14 protein-coding genes are annotated in these 21,434 nt (G+C 51.5%); 4 read left to right on the top strand and 10 right to left on the bottom strand.

The features are described 5' to 3' along the window. Window positions 1-46 precede the first annotated feature (46 nt). Window positions 47-991 (top strand): ATP-dependent DNA ligase, encoded by a 945-nt coding sequence (locus LDO05_RS04165; RefSeq protein WP_251377657.1) that lies wholly within the window; start codon window positions 47-49, stop codon window positions 989-991. Window positions 992-1,130: 139 nt separating this feature from the next. Continuing rightward, entirely contained in the window at window positions 1,131-2,027 is an 897-nt protein-coding gene (gene ligD, locus LDO05_RS04160) for a non-homologous end-joining DNA ligase (protein WP_251377656.1), read from the top strand. Window positions 2,028-2,082: 55 nt separating this feature from the next. On the opposite strand, the gene cls is transcribed toward ligD, so the two are convergent. Then, complete coding sequence (gene cls, locus LDO05_RS04155; protein WP_251377655.1) at window positions 2,083-3,513, bottom strand: cardiolipin synthase; 1,431 nt, start codon at window positions 3,511-3,513, stop codon at window positions 2,083-2,085. 225 nt (window positions 3,514-3,738) lie between these two features. Here cls and LDO05_RS04150 point away from each other — a divergent pair, with 225 nt between their 5' ends. Next, window positions 3,739-4,713, top strand: a complete 975-nt coding sequence (locus LDO05_RS04150; RefSeq protein WP_251377654.1) for a M23 family metallopeptidase — start codon at window positions 3,739-3,741, stop codon at window positions 4,711-4,713. Window positions 4,714-4,746: 33 nt separating this feature from the next. Further along, on the top strand, window positions 4,747-5,166 hold the full coding sequence (locus tag LDO05_RS04145; RefSeq protein WP_251377653.1) for a bactofilin family protein: 420 nt from the start codon (window positions 4,747-4,749) through the stop codon (window positions 5,164-5,166). Window positions 5,167-5,367: 201 nt separating this feature from the next. Here the strand turns inward: LDO05_RS04145 and LDO05_RS04140 are convergent, their stop codons facing one another. From LDO05_RS04140 to LDO05_RS04100, 9 genes are all read right to left on the bottom strand, one after another. Further along, window positions 5,368-6,930, bottom strand: a complete 1,563-nt coding sequence (locus LDO05_RS04140; RefSeq protein ID WP_251377652.1) for a hypothetical protein — start codon at window positions 6,928-6,930, stop codon at window positions 5,368-5,370. A 484-nt stretch (window positions 6,931-7,414) separates the two neighbouring features. Continuing rightward, window positions 7,415-8,206 carry an ABC transporter permease gene (locus LDO05_RS04135; protein WP_251377651.1) on the bottom strand — a complete coding sequence of 264 codons (792 nt, stop codon included), beginning with the start codon at window positions 8,204-8,206 and terminating at the stop codon, window positions 7,415-7,417. Next, on the bottom strand, window positions 8,199-9,104 hold the full coding sequence (locus tag LDO05_RS04130; RefSeq protein ID WP_251377650.1) for an ABC transporter ATP-binding protein: 906 nt from the start codon (window positions 9,102-9,104) through the stop codon (window positions 8,199-8,201). Before LDO05_RS04130 ends, LDO05_RS04135 begins: the two co-directional genes overlap by 8 nt. An 87-nt stretch (window positions 9,105-9,191) precedes the next feature. After that, complete coding sequence (gene rfbD, locus LDO05_RS04125) at window positions 9,192-10,085, bottom strand: dTDP-4-dehydrorhamnose reductase (RefSeq protein ID WP_481857018.1); 894 nt, start codon at window positions 10,083-10,085, stop codon at window positions 9,192-9,194. A gap of 125 nt (window positions 10,086-10,210) precedes the next feature. Next, window positions 10,211-10,762: a dTDP-4-dehydrorhamnose 3,5-epimerase gene (rfbC, locus tag LDO05_RS04120; RefSeq protein ID WP_251377648.1), complete on the bottom strand. Its 552-nt coding sequence runs from the start codon at window positions 10,760-10,762 to the stop codon at window positions 10,211-10,213. Window positions 10,763-11,065: 303 nt separating this feature from the next. Further along, window positions 11,066-15,661 (bottom strand): glutamate synthase large subunit, encoded by a 4,596-nt coding sequence (gltB, locus tag LDO05_RS04115; protein ID WP_251377647.1) that lies wholly within the window; start codon window positions 15,659-15,661, stop codon window positions 11,066-11,068. Window positions 15,662-15,978: 317 nt separating this feature from the next. Further along, window positions 15,979-18,252 carry a YhgE/Pip domain-containing protein gene (locus LDO05_RS04110; protein ID WP_251377646.1) on the bottom strand — a complete coding sequence of 758 codons (2,274 nt, stop codon included), beginning with the start codon at window positions 18,250-18,252 and terminating at the stop codon, window positions 15,979-15,981. A gap of 41 nt (window positions 18,253-18,293) precedes the next feature. Next, window positions 18,294-18,872 (bottom strand): TetR/AcrR family transcriptional regulator, encoded by a 579-nt coding sequence (locus tag LDO05_RS04105; RefSeq protein ID WP_251377645.1) that lies wholly within the window; start codon window positions 18,870-18,872, stop codon window positions 18,294-18,296. Between the two features lie 328 nt (window positions 18,873-19,200). After that, on the bottom strand, window positions 19,201-21,384 hold the full coding sequence (locus LDO05_RS04100; RefSeq protein WP_251377644.1) for a YhgE/Pip domain-containing protein: 2,184 nt from the start codon (window positions 21,382-21,384) through the stop codon (window positions 19,201-19,203). Between the last annotated feature and the right edge of the window lie 50 nt (window positions 21,385-21,434).

Raw genomic sequence — 21,434 nt, 5'->3', positions numbered from 1 at the left:
CCAGAGCTGCACTAGCAGCCACTGACCTTATGAGGAGTGAGCCTGGGTGAATTTACAGCCCGTAGTCCCTTTTGAGCCTATCTCCACGGACAAGCTGCCCGAAGGTGAATCATGGACCGCCCAGATTAAATGGGACGGCGTCCGGATGCTGACTTATTTCGACGGGCATGAGACGCAGCTCGTGAACCGCAAGCTGAACAACCGGACACTGCAGTACCCCGAGCTTACCCGGATACATGAATACTGCCGGGCTGAGTCCGTGATTCTGGACGGTGAAGTTATTGCGCTGCACGGAGGCAAGCCCTCCTTCCACGAAGTGATGCGGCGGGATGGCTCACGCAAGGCAGAGAATATCCGGCGGGCCCGGCAGGAGGTGCCGGTCACTTATATGCTGTTCGATATCCTGTACCATAACGGATCCTGGTTGACCGGGCTTCCACTGCGCGAGCGTCAGCGGATCCTCCGTGAAGTCATCATACCCACTACCTGTGTTCAGGTTACTGCGGACTTCCCGTCTCCTGATGTCTTGTATGAAGTAATGAGCAAGCATGGTATGGAGGGAGTCGTGGTCAAGAATCTGGACAGCTCCTATGCGCTGGATGGCAAAGACAAGAGATGGATGAAGAAAAAGATCATTCAAGACCTTGTGGCTGTCGTCGGCGGATACACACTGCGGGGCGGGATTGTGAACGCGTTAATGCTGGGTCTCTATGATGAGGAGGGACGGCTGTGGTACATCGGACATGCCGGTACAGGCAAATTGTCCGTTCAGGATTGGAGGGACATCACCGTGCAGGTGGCTCCGATCACAAGACCCTCCCGCCCTTTTACGACCCAGCCCTCCCGCAGCAAAGATGCTTACTGGGTCGAGCCGCAGCTGACGGTGAAGGTGAATTTCCTGGAATGGACACCCGGAGGCACCCTCCGTCAGCCAAGTATTCAGGCTGTGGTCACGGTGGATCCGGCGACATGCAAGTTCGGATCCAGTTGATGCTGCTGCGGGAAAGCGGCGGTTCCCAAGGTTTCGAGCAGCGGCTTGGCAATTCCCAATGATTCCTTTCCTTGCACCCCGCCTTGCAAGCCTGGTCCCTGCCATACTTGTTCACTTCAAATAGGAAGGAGCGGCGTACATGCCCAAAGCTGTCCGCGGCACAATCACTGTTGAGGGACATGAGGTCCCAATCTCCAATCCCGGCAAGCTGCTCTGGCCGGAAGCCGGGATTACGAAGCGGGATTATCTGGAGAAGCTGGCTGAGCTCTCCCCCTATCTGCTCACCTACTGCCGTAATCGACTATTGACAACCATTCGTTACCCTGGCGGCGTCCACGGGCCTTTTTTCTACCAGAAGAATGCCCCTGAGCCCCTGCCAGACTATGTTCGTACCGTTGTTCATGAGAACATCAATTACGTTGTGCTGGATAATCTTCCTTCCCTACTATGGCTGGGCAATCTTGCCTCCATAGAGTTTCACCCATCGCTTCACTATGTGGATGAATCCCTGCCCTGCGAGTGGATGATTGATCTGGACCCTACACTAGAGGACGATCCGCGGATTATGGAAGCTGCCTCCTATGTCGGCGATATCCTTACCTCACTCGGCCTTACCTCTGTACCCAAGACCTCGGGCGCAACCGGGGTTCAGATCATTGTACCTATCGAGCACGGCGTAACCTTCGATGAGCTAAGAACGCTTGGGCATTTCATTGCCCGGTTCGCAACAGAACGCTACCCGGACTTGTTCACCATCGAACGGCTGAAGAAGGATCGCGGGGACAAAATATATTTCGATTATCTCCAGCATTACAACGGCAAGACGCTTGCGGCTCCCTACACACCGCGTGCCAAGGCTGCCGCAAGCGTGTCTACCCCCTTAACCTGGGATGAAGTGAAGCGGAATCCGCATCCCTCCGAGTTCAACCTGCTTACTATTTCAGAGCGATTACAGCACAAAGGCGACCTGCTGCAAGCAGTGCCGCCCCAATCTGTAGATTTAATTCTTAAGCATTTAAGAAGTCCGATTTCGTAATACTAATGCATTGACCAAGCCAAGAGCTGAAGCGCAGTCATGGTGACAGTCGCGGTTACAAAAGCGGCGACAGCATCCGTGTCAGCATTTCAGCTCCTTTCTGCAGTCTTGGTCTCTTGGAGAACTCGCGTAATATAATGGGACGGCAGTGCGTGAGGTCCACCTCGAAATCATTCATCAATCTCCGGATCGGAGCCTGATCGAACAGTACGGCTGTCATTTCGAAGTTATAGAAGAAGCTACGCATATCCATATTGGCCGTTCCGACCGTAGCCAGCATGTCATCTATAATCATCACCTTCGCATGGATGAAGCCTTTGGTGTATTGGTAGAACTGGACTCCAGCCTGAAGCAGTTCTTCTACATAGGACAGGGAGGCCAGATGAACCAGCTTGCTATCCGAACGATAGGGAATAATAATCTTGACCTCGACTCCACTTACCGCGGCGGTCTTAAGCGCTGTATACACACTCGGATCCGGGATGAAGTAAGGACTCGTGATCCACACCCGCTTCTTGGCTACAGCAATCGCCTCGAAGCACATTTCCTGAATCGCATCCCAGTGCTGATCCGGACCGCTCGTCAGGATCTGCACCTGTTCATCTCCGGTGCAGTTGTGCTCCGGGAACAAGGCCGGGTCCGTAATCCGTTCACCCGAGGCTAGTCTCCAGTCGGTTAGAAATGTATTTTGCAGGAAATAGATAGAGTCCCCTTCGATCTGCAGATGCGTATCCCGCCATTCCCCAAGTCTCGGATACAGACCGAGGTAATCATCGCCGACGTTGATTCCCCCCAGAAATCCGATCGTCCCGTCGATCACCACAATTTTGCGGTGATTCCTGTAATTCACCCGTCTGTCTATCGTAGCAATCAGCGGAGGCAGGAAGAAGTAGAACTCGATCCCCGCCTCCTTTAGCTCGCTTATGAACTGATTCTTCAGGTAGTAGCTGCCGAGCCCATCGCAGATCATGCGGATCTTGACACCTTCATTGGCCTTGCGGACCATAACCTCCTTAAACCTCTTGCCTACCTCATCACTTCTAAATATGTAGTATTCAATATGAATATGGTCCCTGGCCTTCTCCATCTCAGTCAGGATCGCATCATAAGTATCTTCGCCGTTCGTAAGTACCTTTGTCTTGTTACATCCCGTAATAGGACTCTCTGACAAATGAGTTAATAGATTAAATAATCGCTCTTGATGATGGAATTCGGAATTATGCATCTCATGAACAGATTCGACAATTTGGGCCTGTCTCCACAGGCGCCCCTTCATCTCCTGGAACAAACGGGTTCCTCTGCGGCGCAGGTTCTTCCGCTTCTTGTAATCCTGGGCCACGAAATAGTACAGAACAAATCCTATAATCGGGAAGCAGAACAAGATGAAGAGCCAGGCAACCGTCTTGGAAGGATTGCGGAACTCAAGAATAAGTATTGTAGCGCTCTGGAAAATAAATGCCAAAAGCGCAAACATCAGCCAAACCATGGTTGTCCCCCTTCAAAGGTATTCAAGTTGAAATCTTTAATCTATGTATACTCAGCATTAACCATATTCACCTGTAATACTCCCAGTTGACTCTACACTATGAAGATAGTTAAATCTGGTTATTTAAGCATGTTATGAGAGAGCGGCGAATACATAAATTATAGAAGTAATGCTGGATGAATTAAAGCAAAATATCAAATATCAGCTTTAATGAAAGGAGATGCCATGAGAAATGCAGCCTCATCCCGCAAAATGACCCTCCTTATCCTTCAGGACGCCAACCATGCCGTGAAGCAGATTCAAGTCTCCAAGCCTCTGGTAATTGTCATCCCCCTTGCCGCCCTGCTCTCGATATCCGGTCTAATCGTAAGCCTCCAGACTCACTCCGGCCGCACCGTTGCAAGTCTCGAGCAGGAGCTGCATAGCCATAATATGCAGCTTCAGGCTGTCGTTACCGATAAGGATGAAGCAATCAAGCGTCTGCAAGCCCAGATCATTACACTCTCAGCCGAGTCCCAAAGTGTGAAAAATAAAGTTCAGAAGGTCTCCGAGCTGGAGAACGAGCTCCGGCACATGATTCGCAAGTTTGGTACAGGCAAGGCGGTCTCTGCCTCAACTATGCAGTCCGAGGAGTCCCCGCATATCGGAGGCGAGTTCTTTGCCGTGCATGATGTGAATACGGCAAGCAGGCTTGCCTATGACACCCAGGATGACTTCGCCCAGATCTCGGAGCTAATTAACGCCATGGTGAGCAGGGTTCCTGGTCTGGTTGCTCAAGCGGAGCACCTTCATCAGTCATTGTCCGGCACCCCTTCATTTTGGCCAACCCTTTCCCGGAATTTATCCTCAAGCTTTGGTTACCGCTCAGATCCTTTCACCAACAAATCCGCGTTCCATGCCGGTGTGGATATTTCCGGGGAAATAGGAGATCCGATCTACTCTGCCGGGGCTGGAACAGTACTTCAGGCCGATCACTCCCCTGCGCGGGGCAACTACATTATCATCAAGCATCCCAACGGACTGCAGACCTGGTACATGCATTTAAACCGAATTAGCGTGAACGTGGATGACAAAGTTACAAAAGGAGCAGTGATTGGCACGCTTGGATCAACCGGCCGAAGTACGGGGCCCCACCTTCATTTTCAGGTGCTGAAGCAGAATCAGCCCATCGATCCGCTCCCCTATCTGACTCAGGAATAGTAATTAAATAACCCCCCGGAATGGAGGATAATCATGTTCAAAGATAACAAACGCACGGCAAAAGGATCGGACACGCTCATCGGAATGGGCAGTGATATTCAAGGCAAGCTGCGCTGTGAGGCCAATCTCAGACTTGAAGGCAAGTTCCACGGGGAGATTGAGACTACAGGTGAAATCGTAATCGGAGAATCGGGAGAAGCCCATTCTACGATCAAGGGGAATGCTATTATCGTGGCGGGAAAAGTATTTGGCGATATTATTACCGAAGGCAAATTAACGATTACGGCGAGCGGCCAGGTAGACGGCAACGTATCTGCCCACACGCTGGTTATTTTGGACGGAGGTGTTCTGAACGGAATCAGTATAATGGAGCGGCCTGCAGTTAGCCGGGTTCCTTCCCCTTCTCCAGCAGGCAAGTCCTCCAAGGAAGTTCCACAATCTGAAGCTGGATAACCAGGCAAGGCCGAGTTAATGATGCCGCTGAGCAGCTCCTGTTGTCTACGTAGGCGCACGAAGATTTCATCCGCGTACTCTTCAATCCAATCAATAACTTACGATCTGGCTTGTTGTCTAGGTATGCTCACGGGGATTTCATTCCCAAATAGGCAAGGGACACACTCTCTGGAAGAATGTGTCCCTTTGCTATACCCTGCCTTATTCCCCCCGCGTCTGTTCCCCACGCGGCACATACGCACGAAGCACCTGTACGCTGGCCCTGTAAGTCTGACCTTGGTATACAGCGGAGATATAGGTGATCCCTGCACGGTGCCCAATAATATTGCCTGCCTGATCATACTCGGCGATCTCTGGATTCTCACTATAGAAGACTGCATCCTTAGTTACATTATGCACGACCCCGTCCGTGTCCTTAAAGTAAGCGACTGTATCGATGGAAGTTCCAGCCGAAATAGAATACTCATCCGAATCCAGATAGAAGCTTCCCGATACAGGAGAGTCACTCTTAGGAACCTGTACCTTGGTTATCGCCGCGCTCTGCTGGCTGGAATATCCGGTTACACTGGAGAGTACATAGGCCCCCTCCTGGGTATATATCCCTTTACCAAGAGCATAGCTGCCTGCTTCGCCAAGTGTGAATTGATCGATCAGACTGCCAGACTCGTCAAGTGTCAGAATCACATGCTGATAGCTCCGCTTAACAGGACCATCGCTCACGGTGTAAGTCCCGCCAAGCAAGGAATAACCCCGCTCTGTGCGGACAACTTGACTCAAGGAAGTCTCTTTGGATAAATGATCAAAGGTTTTCTCCCACAGGACTTTGCCCTGAAGATCTGTACGGGTCAGAATAGGCGTGCTCTTACCATCCCATTTATTCTGTAGAAATAAATATCCTTGGTCTGAACCTCCCGCCGCAATCACGGAAGCCGCTCTCATAGCTCCATCAGCCCGCTTATAATGCTCCTCCCACACCTTCTCACCCTGTTCATCAAGCTTAAGGATAACGGAATAATCGGCCGGACCCGAGCTGTATTCGTCAATATTCACATTCCCTACAGCCACATACCCCCCATCCTGGGCAGGAATGATATCACTGAAATACTGGTCTCCGCTAAAATGATAATATTTCATCCACAGCTTATGTCCCTGAGCATCCGTCTTCAAGACGTAAGCATCGGCACCAGTCGCATAACCGGCCGATACCCCAGTTGTAACAAATCCTCCGTCTTCCGTCTCCAGAACCGCTTGTCCATACTGGAAAAAGTGTCCTTCGTACGCCTTCTTCCACTCCACCTCACCTTGTGGGCTGAGCTTGATCAGGAGCACATAAGTCCAGCGGTCTATGTCGGTTGAGCCAGTCACAATATATCCTCCATCGCGGGTTTGGACCGCTTTATAGGCTGTACTTGAATCGGACTCGTTCTCGCCATAAGTGACCTTCTGCTCCCATTCGAGCTCCCCAGCTGCATTAGTCTTAACCAGGTACGCCTTCCGGACCGAATTCGGGTAAGGGCCCGAGTTATCAATCTCCGTAATCTCTCCAGCCATAATATATCCTCCATCTGAAGTCGGACTTACTGATTTGGCTGTGGAATTGTTCCCATACTGCCTGGACCATTCAATACCCGCTTGAGCGGCAGTATGGCCTGATGTATCCGCATAGCTCACCTCCGACCCGAACCCGAATACGATGACGGCACTTGCCAGTATGCTGGCCATTATACCTTTTATGAACCTGAACAAGGACATATCCCCTCTCAAAATGAATTCTAACAGGGGCAGCTTGCCCCCTTATACATCCTAATTATTTATGATCAGGAATCATTTGGATATCGGACCTCTCACTTATATTGTAAGGACCAAAGGGAAGGCGGTGGGTAGGCTTAAACTTAGGCTGCAACTTTAGTTGGAGCTATATCGTGAGTGCCGGACCCTTATTTTCGGGCAGCTCAAGCAGAGGGATGAAAGCTAGTCCCTGCATGCATGAATGGTTAGCTCGAGTGAGCATGCCAGATTGGCATGCTTGAGTAGACATGCACGTGTGGACGAGCATAATTAGGGGCGGGCTTCAGCGGACATGCACGTGTGGACATGCATAATTTGGGGGCAGGCATGAGCGGACATGCACGTGTGGATAAGCTTAAGTGGATGTGCTTAAGTAAGCAAGCATGAATGGACATGCATAAGAAAGACTCTGGCGCCGGAAGCACCAGAGTCTCAATTCTCAAGCAAGCTAGGTTCACCGCTATGCCGCTACGTCTCTTTTTGTAAATACCAGCCAGGCGACAACCAGAAATACCGCCACATATACAGCCAGCACCGTAGCAGAGAAACCGAGGGACATCCCGTTCGTTGCAGCAATACCTGCTGACTCCCTCATCTTGTATTGCGACAAGTCCATATTGTTGAAGAGCAGATACTTGGCCCAAGAATATCTCGAGGGATTCAGGATCGCACTCAGAATGCTATTTGCCATCAGCAGGAACATCGACAGACCAATAGCGAGTCCGCTTGCGCGGAAGACAGACGAAATCATAAACGCGAATATCGTAATGACTACCAGATCTATGAATCTATAGAACATCATCAGGCTGTATTCCCCAAAATTCATTTGTTCTATATTCGCAGCTGTCGACCCGGATGAGAACAAGAGCTGCGTGATCCCTATCGTTGCAATCATAAAGAGAACACTTATCGCGACCGCGAACAAGAGAACGGCAAGCAGCTTCGATAGAAGCACCTTGCTTCTTGTCCAGGGTCTGATCAGCAGCAGCTTGATAGTCCCCCAGGTGAATTCTGAAGCTACAATATCGGCGGCTATGACAACCGAGAAGATTGAGACAAGGAAATAAATGAAGGACAAATTAGACGCTGCTCCCCAAGCATCCATATTTGAACCGAATGTACCATTATTAACCGCAATTAGGATTCCAAATAAAACTGGCAGCAGCACAACCAGTGCCAGCATGATCCAGGTGCGCAGCCGGCGATAAATTTTCATATTCTCATTTTGTACCAGTGCCAGGAAATTACCCAATTTGCCCGCCTCCCGTCATCTCCAAGAATTGATCCTCAAGCGATCTTGTCAGAACCTGAATTCCGTACACCTTAATGCCCGCGGCTACAAGGCGGCTGTTAAGATCCGCAATCTGCTCCCGGTTAGCCGTAACAATCAGCCTGCCTTCGTCCAACCGGCCAGCCCCTACAAGCTCAAGCGCCCGCTCCGGTTCGCTAACCTCAAAGCCGGTCTCGGCATATTGTCCTTCCAGATCCTCGGCCTTAAGTGAACGAACGTCAATTAATCTGCCGCTCTGAATAATGGCCACGGTATCACACATCAGCTCCATCTCTGACAGCAAGTGGCTGGAGACGAACACCGTTATGCCCTCTTCTCTTGCCAGCACCCTCAGATAATCGCGGAGCTCGCGAATTCCCTGAGGATCCAGACCATTCGTAGGCTCATCCAGAATCAGGAGCTTGGGACGCTGCAATATCGCTTGGGCTACACCCAGACGCTGGCGCATCCCGAGCGAGTACGTCTTCACCTTGTCATGTATCCGTTTCTCAAGACCGACCAGGGCAACCGCCTCTTGAATACGCTCCTTACTTACTCCAGACATCCTTGCATAATGAATCAAGTTCTGATAACCCGTCAGGAACTTGTACATTTCAGGATTCTCCACAATCGCTCCGATATGAGTAATTGCCTTCTCGAAGTCCTTCCTTACGCTCGATCCGCAGATCACAATATCTCCTTCAGTAATCGACATCAGTCCAACCATCATGCGTATGGTTGTCGTCTTCCCTGAACCGTTAGGACCAAGGAAGCCATATACCTGACCCGCTGGAATATCGAGTGTAAGACGATCAATGATGGTCTTGGAGCCGATCTTCTTCGTCACATTCGATAAGCGGACAACAGGTTCTTGAGACATATCCGTTCACTCTCCTTATGTACCCGGTCCGGTTATGCCGGACGGTAATTTCTTGATTTTTCCATACTTAATAATAACGCATGAGAATCAATTCCGTTGCGTTTTCTCCATATTTACATACTCCGCCAAGGCCTCTCTCCAGTCCCTTAGCCCACTGAATCCGTTCAGTCGAAGCGCTTTTTGCATCAACACCGAATAGGCGGGACGCGGAGCAGGACGAGGGAACTCTCTAGTAGATACAGGAATAACGGCTGTCTTTAGTCCGGCTAAATCCATAATCGAGCATGCCAGCTCATACCAGGAGCAGGACCCAGCCCCCGATATATGATAGGTCCCGTATTTCTGGGAAGAAGCAAGCTCTTCCAGCTTTAACGCCAAATCTCTGGTATACGTCGGACAACCGATCTGGTCATCAACTACGGAGATTCGCTCTTGGCTGCTTGCAAGGTTCAGCATCGTTTTTACAAAATTGCTGCCGTGGTGACCATATACCCAGGATGTACGAACAATAAAAAACCGGGAATGAAGCTGACGAACGAACTCTTCCCCTTGAAGCTTCGATTGGCCGTAGACATTAATGGGATGGGTGGGGTGAAATTCATCATATGGCTCCTGCCCCGCTCCCCCGCCAAAAACATAATCCGTGCTGATATAGATCAGCTTGGCCTGGATACTTTCCGCCGCAGCGGCGATATTGCGGGTACCATAGGCATTTATCTCGTATGCTTTATCCTGTTCGCTCTCTGCACGATCAACGTTCGTATAGGCTGCGGCGTGAATCACTACACCCGGCTTCAGACGCTGAAGCACATGATAGCACTGCTCTATATCCGTAATATCAAGCTCCTGATGGCCCAGCCCGTGCACTTCGTATCCTAGACTGCCTAAGACCTCCAGCAGTTCCCTTCCCAACTGCCCTTCTGCGCCCGTGACCAGCACGCTGCTCTTCCCCTTGTGAATCGGAGTCGTTAGCTCACTCATAACCCTCTTCTCCCTCTTCCCTCTTACAAGAACTTCTACTTTATAACTCCAATTAAGATGATTCATCAAACAGCGACCTACCAGAACAGTTCACACGTGCCTACACAAATAATGGCCCAACTTACTTAGTATGAGAAGTCAAAATCGGCCTTGGCCATCACCGGATGCACCTTATCCTTCTCCGATAACACAAGCTTCGTGGCCGGCCAAGGAATCGCAAGTGCCGGATCATTCCAGAGAATCCCCCGGTCATGTTCCTTGGAATAGACCTCATCCACTTTGTACAACACTTCGGTATGTGGCACGAGTGTGCAGAATCCATGTGCGAAGCCGCGGGGAATCAGAACCTGTCTGAAATTCCGTGAGGTCAAGATGACCTCCCCCCACTTACCGAAGGTAGGGGACTCCTTACGAAGATCTACGAATACATCATAGATTGCTCCTGACAGTACCCGGACCAGCTTGGTCTGTGCTTTGGGCTGAAGCTGATAATGCAGGCCTCTCAGTGTACCGGCAGGCCCAGAATAGGAGTGATTATCTTGAATGAAGTTATAAGTGATTCCATGCTTCGCGAAGACTTCCCGGTTATAGCTCTCTGTAAAAAAACCACGTTCATCCTCGAACACATCGGTCTCTATGATGACCGCCCCCGGCAGCCCTGTATCGATGACGCGCATACCTGATACCTCCTGACAATGGCTGCTTCAGCAGCAGCCTTGTTCACAGCATATGCTGAGTGTACGGGGCAGGATACGGCGGGCGCTTGGGTCTTTCCCCTTCCTCTCATAGTCATCCTGTACAGGGCGCTCTAATTGAGGAATCGATGTAAGCTGTCCAATGCTTTAGTTCACCAGTACTCTTTCTCACCTGTTGTACGCACGGGTCATTCTAAGGCCCAACTTATTCTATAACCGGATGTACACACAAAAAAAAGACCTGTAAGTCCAGCATTCTGGACCTACAGGTCTTGGATATCGCGATTAATTGCCAGTACGGGCAAGCTCACGCATATTCGCTTCAAATGCGGCGAGCAGAGCTGCTTCGCCTTGAAGGCCTTGATCTTGAACTTTGCGGATCTGCTGCAGCATCCGCTTGTAATCCTTCGGAATGACACGCACGAAAGAGCCTAGTGCCTCATTCCAGTTATCCAGCACCTTGTGGCCTACAGCACTCTCGGTGTACTGCACATGGCGGCTGATCAAGGAACGAAGCTCTTCCGCCTCATCTGCTTCCTCAACACGCTCAAGCAGTACCATTTCCAGGTTGCAGCGGCCAAGGAAGGAACCTTCCGGATCATATACATAAGCGATCCCGCCGGACATCCCTGCTGCAAAGTTGCGTCCTGTTCCGCCAAGAACAACCACACGCCCACCTGTCATGTATTCACAGCCGTGGTCGCCAACACCCTCAACCACCACATTCGCACCAGAGTTACGCACCGCGAAGCGTTCCCCCGCGATACCGCGGACATAAGCTTCACCGCTTGTCGCTCCGTAGAAGGCCGTGTTGCCGGCGATAATATTCTCTTCGGCCACAAAGGTGGCTTTGGGTGACGGTCTTACCGCCAGCTTGCCACCGGACAGGCCTTTGCCAATATAGTCATTGGCATCGCCCTCAACCGTAAGCGTCATGCCCTTCGGCACGAACGCCCCAAAGCTCTGACCCGCCGATCCGACAAAATGGAACCGGATCGTATCTTCCGGCAGACCCGCTGCTCCGTACAGGCGGGTCACTTCACTCCCGAGGATCGTTCCTGTAGCGCGATCCACGTTCGTGATTGGCAGCTCGGCTTGGACCGGCTCGCCCCGCTCAAGTGCCGGCGCTGCAAACGCAAGCAGCTTGGTCATATCGAGTGTATGCTCAAGGCCGTGATTCTGCTGCTGCGTATTGTAACGGTCTGCGCCCTCATGAAGTGCCGGAACATGAAGCAGCGGACTCAGGTCTATGCCGCTCTTCTTCCAGTGATTAACCGCATTGTTGGTCTCCAGGCAATCGGTCCGGCCCACCATTTCATTAATCGTGCGGAAGCCGAGTTCAGCCATCCACTCACGCATATCCTCAGCAACGAATGTCATGAAGTTGGCCACATGCTGTGGATCCCCTGTGAAATTCTTGCGAAGTTCCGGATTCTGAGTCGCTACACCAACCGGACAAGTATCCATATGGCATACGCGCATCATGATACAGCCAACCGCGATAAGCGGAGCTGTAGAGAAGCCGTACTCTTCTGCGCCCAGCAGCGCGGCAACTGCCAGGTCGCGTCCGTTGAGCATTTTACCATCGGTCTCTAGGACAACACGGTCACGAAGATTGTTCATAATCAGTGTCTGATGGGTCTCAGCCAGACCCAGTTCCCATGGCAGACCCGCATGACGGATCGAGCCTTGCGGCGACGCGCCTGTTCCGCCGTCATAACCGCTGACGAGAATGACATCCGCGCGCCCCTTGGCCACCCCCGCTGCAATTGTGCCTACACCAGCCTCAGATACCAGCTTCACATTGATGCGAGCACGCGGGTTGGAGTTCTTGAGATCGTAGATCAGCTCCGCCAAATCCTCGATCGAGTAAATATCGTGATGCGGAGGCGGCGAGATCAAGCCTACACCCGGAGTTGAACCACGAACTTCCGCAACCCATGGATACACCTTGCGGCCTGGCAGCTGTCCGCCTTCACCCGGCTTCGCACCCTGCGCCATCTTGATCTGGATCTCATCCGCATTGACCAGGTAGTGGGAAGTAACCCCGAAGCGGCCGGAAGCGACCTGCTTGATCGCACTGCGGCGAGAGTCTCCATTCGCCTCTGGAATGTAACGGGCCGGGTCTTCTCCACCTTCTCCGGTATTGCTCTTGCCGCCTACACGGTTCATCCCGATTGCGATAGACTCATGCGCTTCTTTGCTGATGGAACCGAACGACATGGCGCCGGTCTTGAACCGCTTCATGATTGAAGCCGCGGATTCAACCTCTTCCAGCGGAACCTTAGGGCCCGCCGGCTTCAGGTTAAGCAGGGAACGAAGCGTCAAGTGGTTCTCATTCTCTCCCTGAACAAGCGCAGCGTATTTCTTGTATATTCCATAGTCCCCAGTACGGACCGCCTGCTGAAGCAGATGGATCGTCTTCGGATTGAACATGTGTTCTTCTGAATTCGCCCGCCATGCGTACTCGCCGCCGGAATCCAGCACGTTATCATTGCCGTCCTTCTCATTGAAGGCCCGGTAGTGCTGGGCGATTGTCTCCGCAGCTACTTCCTCAAGACCAATCCCTCCGATACGGGAAGGCGTCCAGGTGAAGTACCGATCCACGAACTCCTGATTAAGCCCCACAGCCTCGAAGATCTGGGCACCGCGATAGGATTGAATCGTAGAGATTCCCATCTTGGAAAGTGTCTTCACGACCCCTTTGGTAGCAGCTTTAATGAAGTTCTTCACAGCCTTCTCTCGGGACACTCCGCGAAGCATGTTCTGGGCAATCATATCATCGAGTGACTCGAACGCCAGATAAGGGTTCACCGCGCTTACCCCATAACCGAGCAGGAGCGCGAAATGATGTACCTCACGAGGCTCACCGGATTCCAGGAGAATGCTGACCTTAGTACGGGTCTCCTTACGGATCAGATGGTGGTGCAGGCTTGATACGGCTAGCAGGGAAGGGATAGCCGCATTCTCCTCATCAACGCCACGGTCGGACAGAATGAGGATATTATGGCCCTTCTCAATGACACGATCAGCTGCAGTGCAGAGCGTATCAATAGCAGCGCGCAGTCCCTCTGCTCCCTCGGCAACCGGGAACAAGGTTGGAATCGTCATGGACTTGAAGCCCGGACGATGAACGTGACGCAGCTTCGCGAAATCCTCATTTGATAGAATAGGAGATTCCAGTCTAATATGACGGCAGCTCTCCGGCTCAGGATTGAGCAGGTTGCGTTCAGGACCGATGGTAGTCAGCGTGGAGGTTACAAGCTCTTCACGAATGGCGTCAATCGGCGGATTCGTGACCTGCGCGAACATCTGCTTGAAGTAGCTGAACAGACGCTGAGGCTGGTCAGACAACACGGCAATCGGAGCATCATAACCCATGGAAGCAAGCGCTTCTTGCCCTGTGGAAGCCATCGGTTCGAGTATCTTGCGAAGCTCCTCGTAGGTATAACCGAAGGACAGCTGCTGCTTGGTTACATTGTCATGTCTCTGCTTAGGCAGTTCTGGAGCTTCAGGGAGCTCATCAAGCTGAATCAGATGCTCATTCAGCCATTCACGGTAAGGATTCTCCGCAGCGATGGACGCTTTCACTTCCTCATCCGAGATAATCCGGCCCTCTTTGGTATCCACCAGCAGCATCCGGCCCGGACGCAGACGGTCTTTGTATAGAACGTTCTCCGGCGCGATATCCAGGACACCCGCTTCGGAAGATAATACGATCAAGTCATCCTTCGTAACATAGTAACGGGAAGGACGCAGACCATTACGGTCAAGAATCGCGCCGATCTGAATGCCATCCGTGAAGCCCATCGCGGCCGGGCCATCCCATGGCTCCATCAGAGAGCTGTGATATTCATAGAACGCCTTCTTGCTGTCGTCCATGCTTTCATGATTGTTCCAAGGCTCAGGAACCATCATCATGGCCACATGCGGCAGCGAACGTCCGCTCAAATACAAGAATTCAAAGGTATTATCGAACATTCCCGTGTCCGAACCGTCAGGATTAATGACCGGCTTCACTTTCGCAAGATCTTCCCCGAACACTTCACTCTGGAACAAGGACTGGCGCGCATGCATCCAGTTCACATTGCCGCGAAGCGTATTGATCTCACCATTATGGATCATGAAGCGATAGGGATGGGCACGTTCCCAGCTCGGGAATGTATTTGTACTAAACCGCGAGTGTATCAGAGCGATAGCAGATTCTAACTGCTCATTCTTGAGATCCAGATAGAACTCGCCTACCTGCTCAGTTGTGAGCATTCCCTTGTATACCACTTTGCGGCAGGAAAGACTCGGCATGTAAAAGGCATCTCCCTGCTCAGCTCCGCCATAACGGATGGCCAGCTCAGCACGGCGGCGAATGACATAAAGCTTGCGTTCAAAAGCCAATTCATCCTTGATATCAGCGCTGCGGCCGATAAATGCCTGACGGACATAAGGCTTCGCTGCCTTGGCCGATTGGCCCAGCATCTCATCATTCGTAGGCACGGTGCGGAACCCAAGCAGCTGCTGTCCTTCTTCTTCAACAATTTCCTTGAATTTCGCTTCCTGGCGGCTGCGGACCTCCTCATCATGAGGCAGGAAGATCATACCGACGCCATACTGGCCGGGTTCCGGAAGACGGAACCCCAGCTTCTCGGCTTCAAGCGAGAAGAATCGGTGTGGAAGCTGAATCATCATTCCAGCTCCATCGCCGGAGTTAGGCTCGCTGCCTTGGCCGCCGCGGTGTTCCATATTAATAAGCATAGTCAGCGCCTGGCTGACAATATCGTGAGATGGCCGTCCTTTGATATGGGCAACAAAGCCCATACCGCAGGCATCTTTTTCAAAAGCCGGATCATATAAACCTTGTTTTGCGGGGATATCCGTATGTTTCATTTAACATACAACCTTTCTGTTCGTAAAATAGCTCGTTCCAACCAATTTATACGCAAAACGGCAGGTTTCAAATAGACTTTTGAACATTTTATTTGCATAAATCCTCTGATCAATGACCCTATATTTCAAATTCTTAGTTCCAGCACAGAAATCAGACAGAAGTCACATTCGTATTATCGTTCTAGTATTGTAGCACCCTGTTCCTTATGCGGGGAAATCTAATCTTTTTATGATGGCGATAAGATTTTTTATGCCGAACCAGCGGTCACTATATAGCAAAAAAGCGTCCCCTGAGGGAACGCCTGCTTGTATTTATCTTAAGCTAATGGAGTCACAATCTCTTCCTGGTTCATTGCTGTTGATTTGGGTGTTCTGAATAAGAAGTATGCCAAAGTTATCAACACAAATACAAATCCGTAGACAAGCAGCAGCGCGAACTGATTCCACATGCTGCTGTAGTCTCCGCTTGAGACCACAGCTTTGAACCCGGTAACGGAGTGGGACATGGGCAGCCAAGGATTGATCGGCTTCATCCACTCAGGAAGCAGTTCAAGCGGGAACGTCCCCGCACTGGTAGTCAGCTGCAGCACCATCAGAATGACGGCCAGGAAGCGGCCTGGTTGGTCCAGCCAGGTCACAATAGCCTGAATAATCATCATGAAGGCGAAGCTTGTTGCGAACGTGAACAGGTAGAAGAGCGGCAAGCTCTGCACCTTAAGTCCGACGAGCACCAGAACAAGCGTAGCCACGACGAGGGACTGTAACAGGCTCATCAGCAGGAAGGTGAACGTACGGCTGAAGAAGCGCTGCAAGCCGGTGGCATTCTCTACGGTGGTCCCTCTCATGGAGATTATAATGGTAGAAAGCAGTGCGCCTACAAATAGACTGATCGACAGGAAGTAGGGTGCAATCCCGGTTCCATAATTGGTGATCTTCTTGGATGTGTCCTCGTGGACGTCTACAGGCTGGGCATACATCGTAACCCGCTCGTCTGTTCCCTTCACATCCGAAGTTTTGTCTGCCGCCTCATTCAGCTTGTCGGCAAGCTTGCCGGAGCCGCTGACGAGGTCGCCCATTCCGTTCTTCAGCTCACCCGCGCCCTCATCCAGCTTGACGGAGCCGCTGGCAATCGTGCTGACCCCGCCGCCAAGCTTATAAATTCCCTCTACCAGCGAGCTTGTCCCGGTAGATAACTGCCCTGCACCCGAGGCAAGCTTATGGCTGCCTGCCGCCGCTTCGGTGAGCTTGCTGCCGAACTGCTGCATCCCACCGGTAAGCTTCGGTCCAGCCGTCTGAAGCTTGGCTGCTCCATCCACCAGCTTCTGGTTCCCTGCAAGCAGCGCATCACTCCCGGCTACCAGCTGCTTGTTCCCTTGGACCAGCTGGTCGCTGCCGTCAGCCAGCTGCTGACTGCCAGCAGCCAGCTGACTGCTGCCCTGGGCAAGCTGCTTCTGTCCTGCTGCCGCCTGCTCGCTGCCCTGCGCTACAGCCTGGCTTGCTGCGAGCAGTTTCTGAACAGAAGGGTCTTGGGCGAGAGCCGGGTTGGCCTTGACCAATTGATCCAGTCCCTGAGCTACGCCTTTGGCTCCTTCAGCTACCTTGGCGCTGCCCTCTGCTGAGGCTTGAAGTCCTTGACTCAGCTTCGTGCTTCCGGCAACGGCAGCGTGCAGGCCCTCCTGCAGCTTGGTCGTCCCCTCAAGGGAAGCATTCAGACCCTGATTCAGCTTCTTGTTGCCCTCCAGGGAGGATTGAAGGCCGCCAGATAACTGCGATGCACCCGCTACAGCCTGCTCGGTGCCGCTGCGGAGCTGCTTATGGGCAGCACTGAGCTGATCGAGCCCGCTTGCCAAGGAGGATGCTCCCTTGTTCAGCTCTGCGGCTCCGCTCTGAAGCTTGCCTGCCCCATTGGCCAGGGGAACAATACCCGCCTCAAGCTCGGAGGTTCCGTTCACGAGCTTATTAAGATTCTCTTTCAGCTTGGCCGCACCATCCTGCAGCTTGCCGGCACCTGTGCGAATATCCCCCGCACCACTGCCCGCTTCGGCGAGGCCTGAAGAGATTTCTGATACTTTATCGAACAAGCTGTTCGTATAGGCCTCGGTGACTTTAGCCGAGATCTTGGCCTTGAGATCCTTGACCGCGCTGTTGCCGATTTGTCCAGCTACGAAGTTATAGTTCCCATTTGGTTCATAGATCAGTTCAGCCGGATCCGGATGATCATCCATCAGCGTCGTAGCCTTGGAGGAAAAGTTCTCAGGAATCGTAATCTTCATATAATATCGATTCTCATCAATCCCCTGCTGGGCCTCCTTCTCGGTGACGAAATCCCATTTGAAATCCTGGTTCTTCTTAAGCTCATCCACGAGATCCCTGCCGATATGCAGTGACTTCCCTTCATATTCAGCACCTTTGTCCTGGTTGACCACCGCCACCGGCATCTCATCCAGGTGGCCGTAAGGATCCCAGAATGCGGACAGATACATCCCGCAGTACAGAATGGGTATGAATACGACTGCAATGAACGAGATCAGCGTCATCGGCTTTTTGACACCCGACTTCATATCCTTAACAAGCACAGATAATGCTTTCATTGCGATTTCCCACTCCTTATTCAGCTTTCAATCTGATTGTGCTAGTCGATGGCCAGGCCTTCTGCCAAAAAGATCCTGATGTAGGATTTGATTTGTTCCTTGTCCATGGGATCATGATGCTTGTTCCAATCGGATGCCAGAGCAATATACAGCTTCAGCATGACAAAAGCGGCCACCTTGGAATCAATTTCGCGAATCTCTCCCTGCTCTTCCGCCCGCTTGAGCTGCTTCTCCAGGTAATCCAGAATCACATTCTCAACCCGCTGCATGGCCTCCATGGCCTGGGGTGTGCCGAACTCCCTTACCTCCTGCGAGAGCTTGAGGAGCAGTTCGTGATCCTTTCTGAATTCAAGCACCGCATCCAATCCCCGATACAGATTATCGAAGAAGGCTTTGTCTTCGTGAACTTCCTTTTCGGTAATCCGCTTCATTTCTCCAATTACCACATGCAGAATCTCATCGAACAATTCCTCTTTATTAGCAAAAAACGTATAGATCGTCCCTTTGCCGACATTGGCTATCCGGGCTACCTGATCCATGGTCGTCGCTTTATAGCCGAACATGGAGAAGGATTTGGTCGCTGCTTCGATGACCATGGTGCGGCGGTCTACTGTAGACATCGTTGTCCTCCTTTCTATAACAAGTTTCACAAGCTGGTAACTGACTATTTTCCATTCCTAGTCACTCGGTCATCGTTAAATTTATCACTCTTTTTTACCATTTGCAAATCCTGATTCCTGCATCGCCCCGGGCGATCCTTATTATCATGCCGACAGCACAAAAATACACCCTCTAGAATTGATCGGATAACCAAAAGTCTATCCATGCACTCATTCTAAAGGGTGTATAGGGTGTATAACGATGCTTCATATATTGTTTACAGCTGATTAACACTGACACTCTAGCTAGCTCTAGCTCTAGCTCCAGTGATTTCGTAGATTGAACTTCTTAAGCGGTCAAGATCTGTTCATTCTCAACCTCGGTATTGCGTTTGTGCTTCATAAGGAAGTACACCAAAGTCAATATCAGGAAAGTCCCTCCGAACATCGCAAGCACTCCTACATTAGACCAAGCCGCATGCATATCCCCGCTTGAGATCACGGCTTTGTAGCCTGAGACACTGTAGGTCATAGGCAGCAGCGGATTAAATACTTTCATCCAGTCAGGAATCAGTTCAATCGGGAATGTTCCCGCACTCGTTGTTAATTGAATAATCAGGATCAGAATGGCTACGAAACGTCCAGGATTATCAAGCCATGTTACAAGAGCTTGGATAATGAACATAAAGCTTAGGCTTGTTATAAAACTGAACAAGAACATCATAGGCACATTCTGAACTTGAAGCTTAAGTCCGTACAGCACAAGCGTAACCGCAAACAGGGATTGGACCAGACTCATCAGGCCAAAAGACAAGGTGCGGCTTACAAAGCGGTTCCAGCCGCTTGCTTCTTGGACAGAAGATCCACGGAGCGGAATAACAAGAGTAGCAATCAGTGCACCCACGAATAAACCAAGAGACAAGAAGTAAGGTGCGAAGCCCGTTCCGTAGTTAGGTACCGGATTATACTTGTTCTCTGTAACTCCAACAGGTTTGGCATACATACTAACTGTGTCGTCCGAAGCTTTGACTTCTGATGTCTGCTTCGCTGCATCGTTAAGCTTTGTCGCCAGTTCTCCGGAACCGTCGGCCAGCTTGCCTGTGCCTTCTTTCAATTGTCCTGCGCCTGTATCCAACTGCTTGGACCCGCTGGCAATTGCATCAACACCACCTGTAAGCTTGCTGACCCCAGCACCCAGCTGTTCTGTACCGGCACTTAACTTCCCGGTTCCAGCCGCAAGTTCCTTACTGCCTGCCGCTGCCTCAGACAGCTTGCTTCCGAATTGCTGCATACCCGCTGCAAGACGGGACTGCCCCTCATTCAGCTGGGCTGATCCTCCCACAAGCTGCTGCTGACCCTTAACCAGTTGTCCGCTGCCTTGTGCCAGCTGCTGCTGTGCATCATTCAGGCTCTTAACGCCTTGGGCAAGCTGCTGTTGGCCTTCATGAACCTGCTCACTGCCCTTGGCTACGGCCATACTTGCTGCAAGCAGCTTCTGCATCTGCGGATTGCTGGCAAGTTCTGGACTTGCCTTCATGACTTGTTCCAGACCTTTAGCTACCCCGTCGGCGCCTTCGGCTACCTTCCCGCTTCCCTGAAGCGCAGTCTCCATGCCAGCCTGAAGCTTACTGCTGCCCTGCTGGGCTGCTTCAAGACCAGCATCTAACTTGGTCGTTCCTTCAAGTGAGGATTGGAGACCCGCCTGAAGCTTGGTTCCCCCCTGCTGGGCCGCAACCGCACCGTTCTCCAGCTGTTTCTCAGCAGCCGATAACTGTCCTAAGCCTCCAGACAGCTTCACTGCCCCATTTTGCAAATCTTTGGCACCTTGGTTCAGTGAACTGATTCCATTAGCAAGTGGTGTTACCCCGTCCTGCAATTTGACTGTTCCTTCAACCAGCTTCGCCAGATTATCCTTCAGCTTGCCGGCTCCATCCTGAAGCTTGGCAGCCCCCTCATGAATCGTGTCCGCGCCGCTGCCTGCGTCAGATAGTCCACCGGACACCTTCTCTACCTGGGTAAGCAGTGTTTCTGTATAGGCCTCAGTTACTTTAGCCGACACCTTGGACTTGATCTCTTTGACTGCGGTACCCCCGATCTGTCCTGCCAGGAAGTTATAACCTTCATTCGGTACGAACAGGATATCGGCCGGATCTGGATGCTCATCCATCACCGTCGTTGCCTTGGAGGAGAAATCTTCTGGAATGACGATAGTCATGTAATACTTATTATCTTTCATTCCCTCATCCGCCGCCTGCCGACTTACGAACTCCCACTTAAAGTCGTCACTCTTCCTCAGTTCCGCCACAAGATCCTCACCGACATGCAGGGACTTCTCATTGAACTCGGCTCCCTTGTCCTGATTCACTACAGCGACAGGTAGATCGCCCATCTTACCGTAAGGATCCCAGAAGGCGGTCAGGAACATCCCGCTGTAGAGCACAGGAATGAACAATACTACCAGGATGGGAATGATCACTTTCGGCTTCTTGAAGCTGGATATTAAATCACTGAAAAACACAGACATCGATTTCATTCTTACAACACTCCTTATTTAATCTAAAGCTTCTACCATTCCAACACGCT

Source organism: Paenibacillus sp. YPG26 (assembly GCF_023704175.1).
Classification (GTDB): domain Bacteria; phylum Bacillota; class Bacilli; order Paenibacillales; family Paenibacillaceae; genus Fontibacillus.
This window is presented reverse-complemented; position numbering and strand designations above follow the sequence as displayed.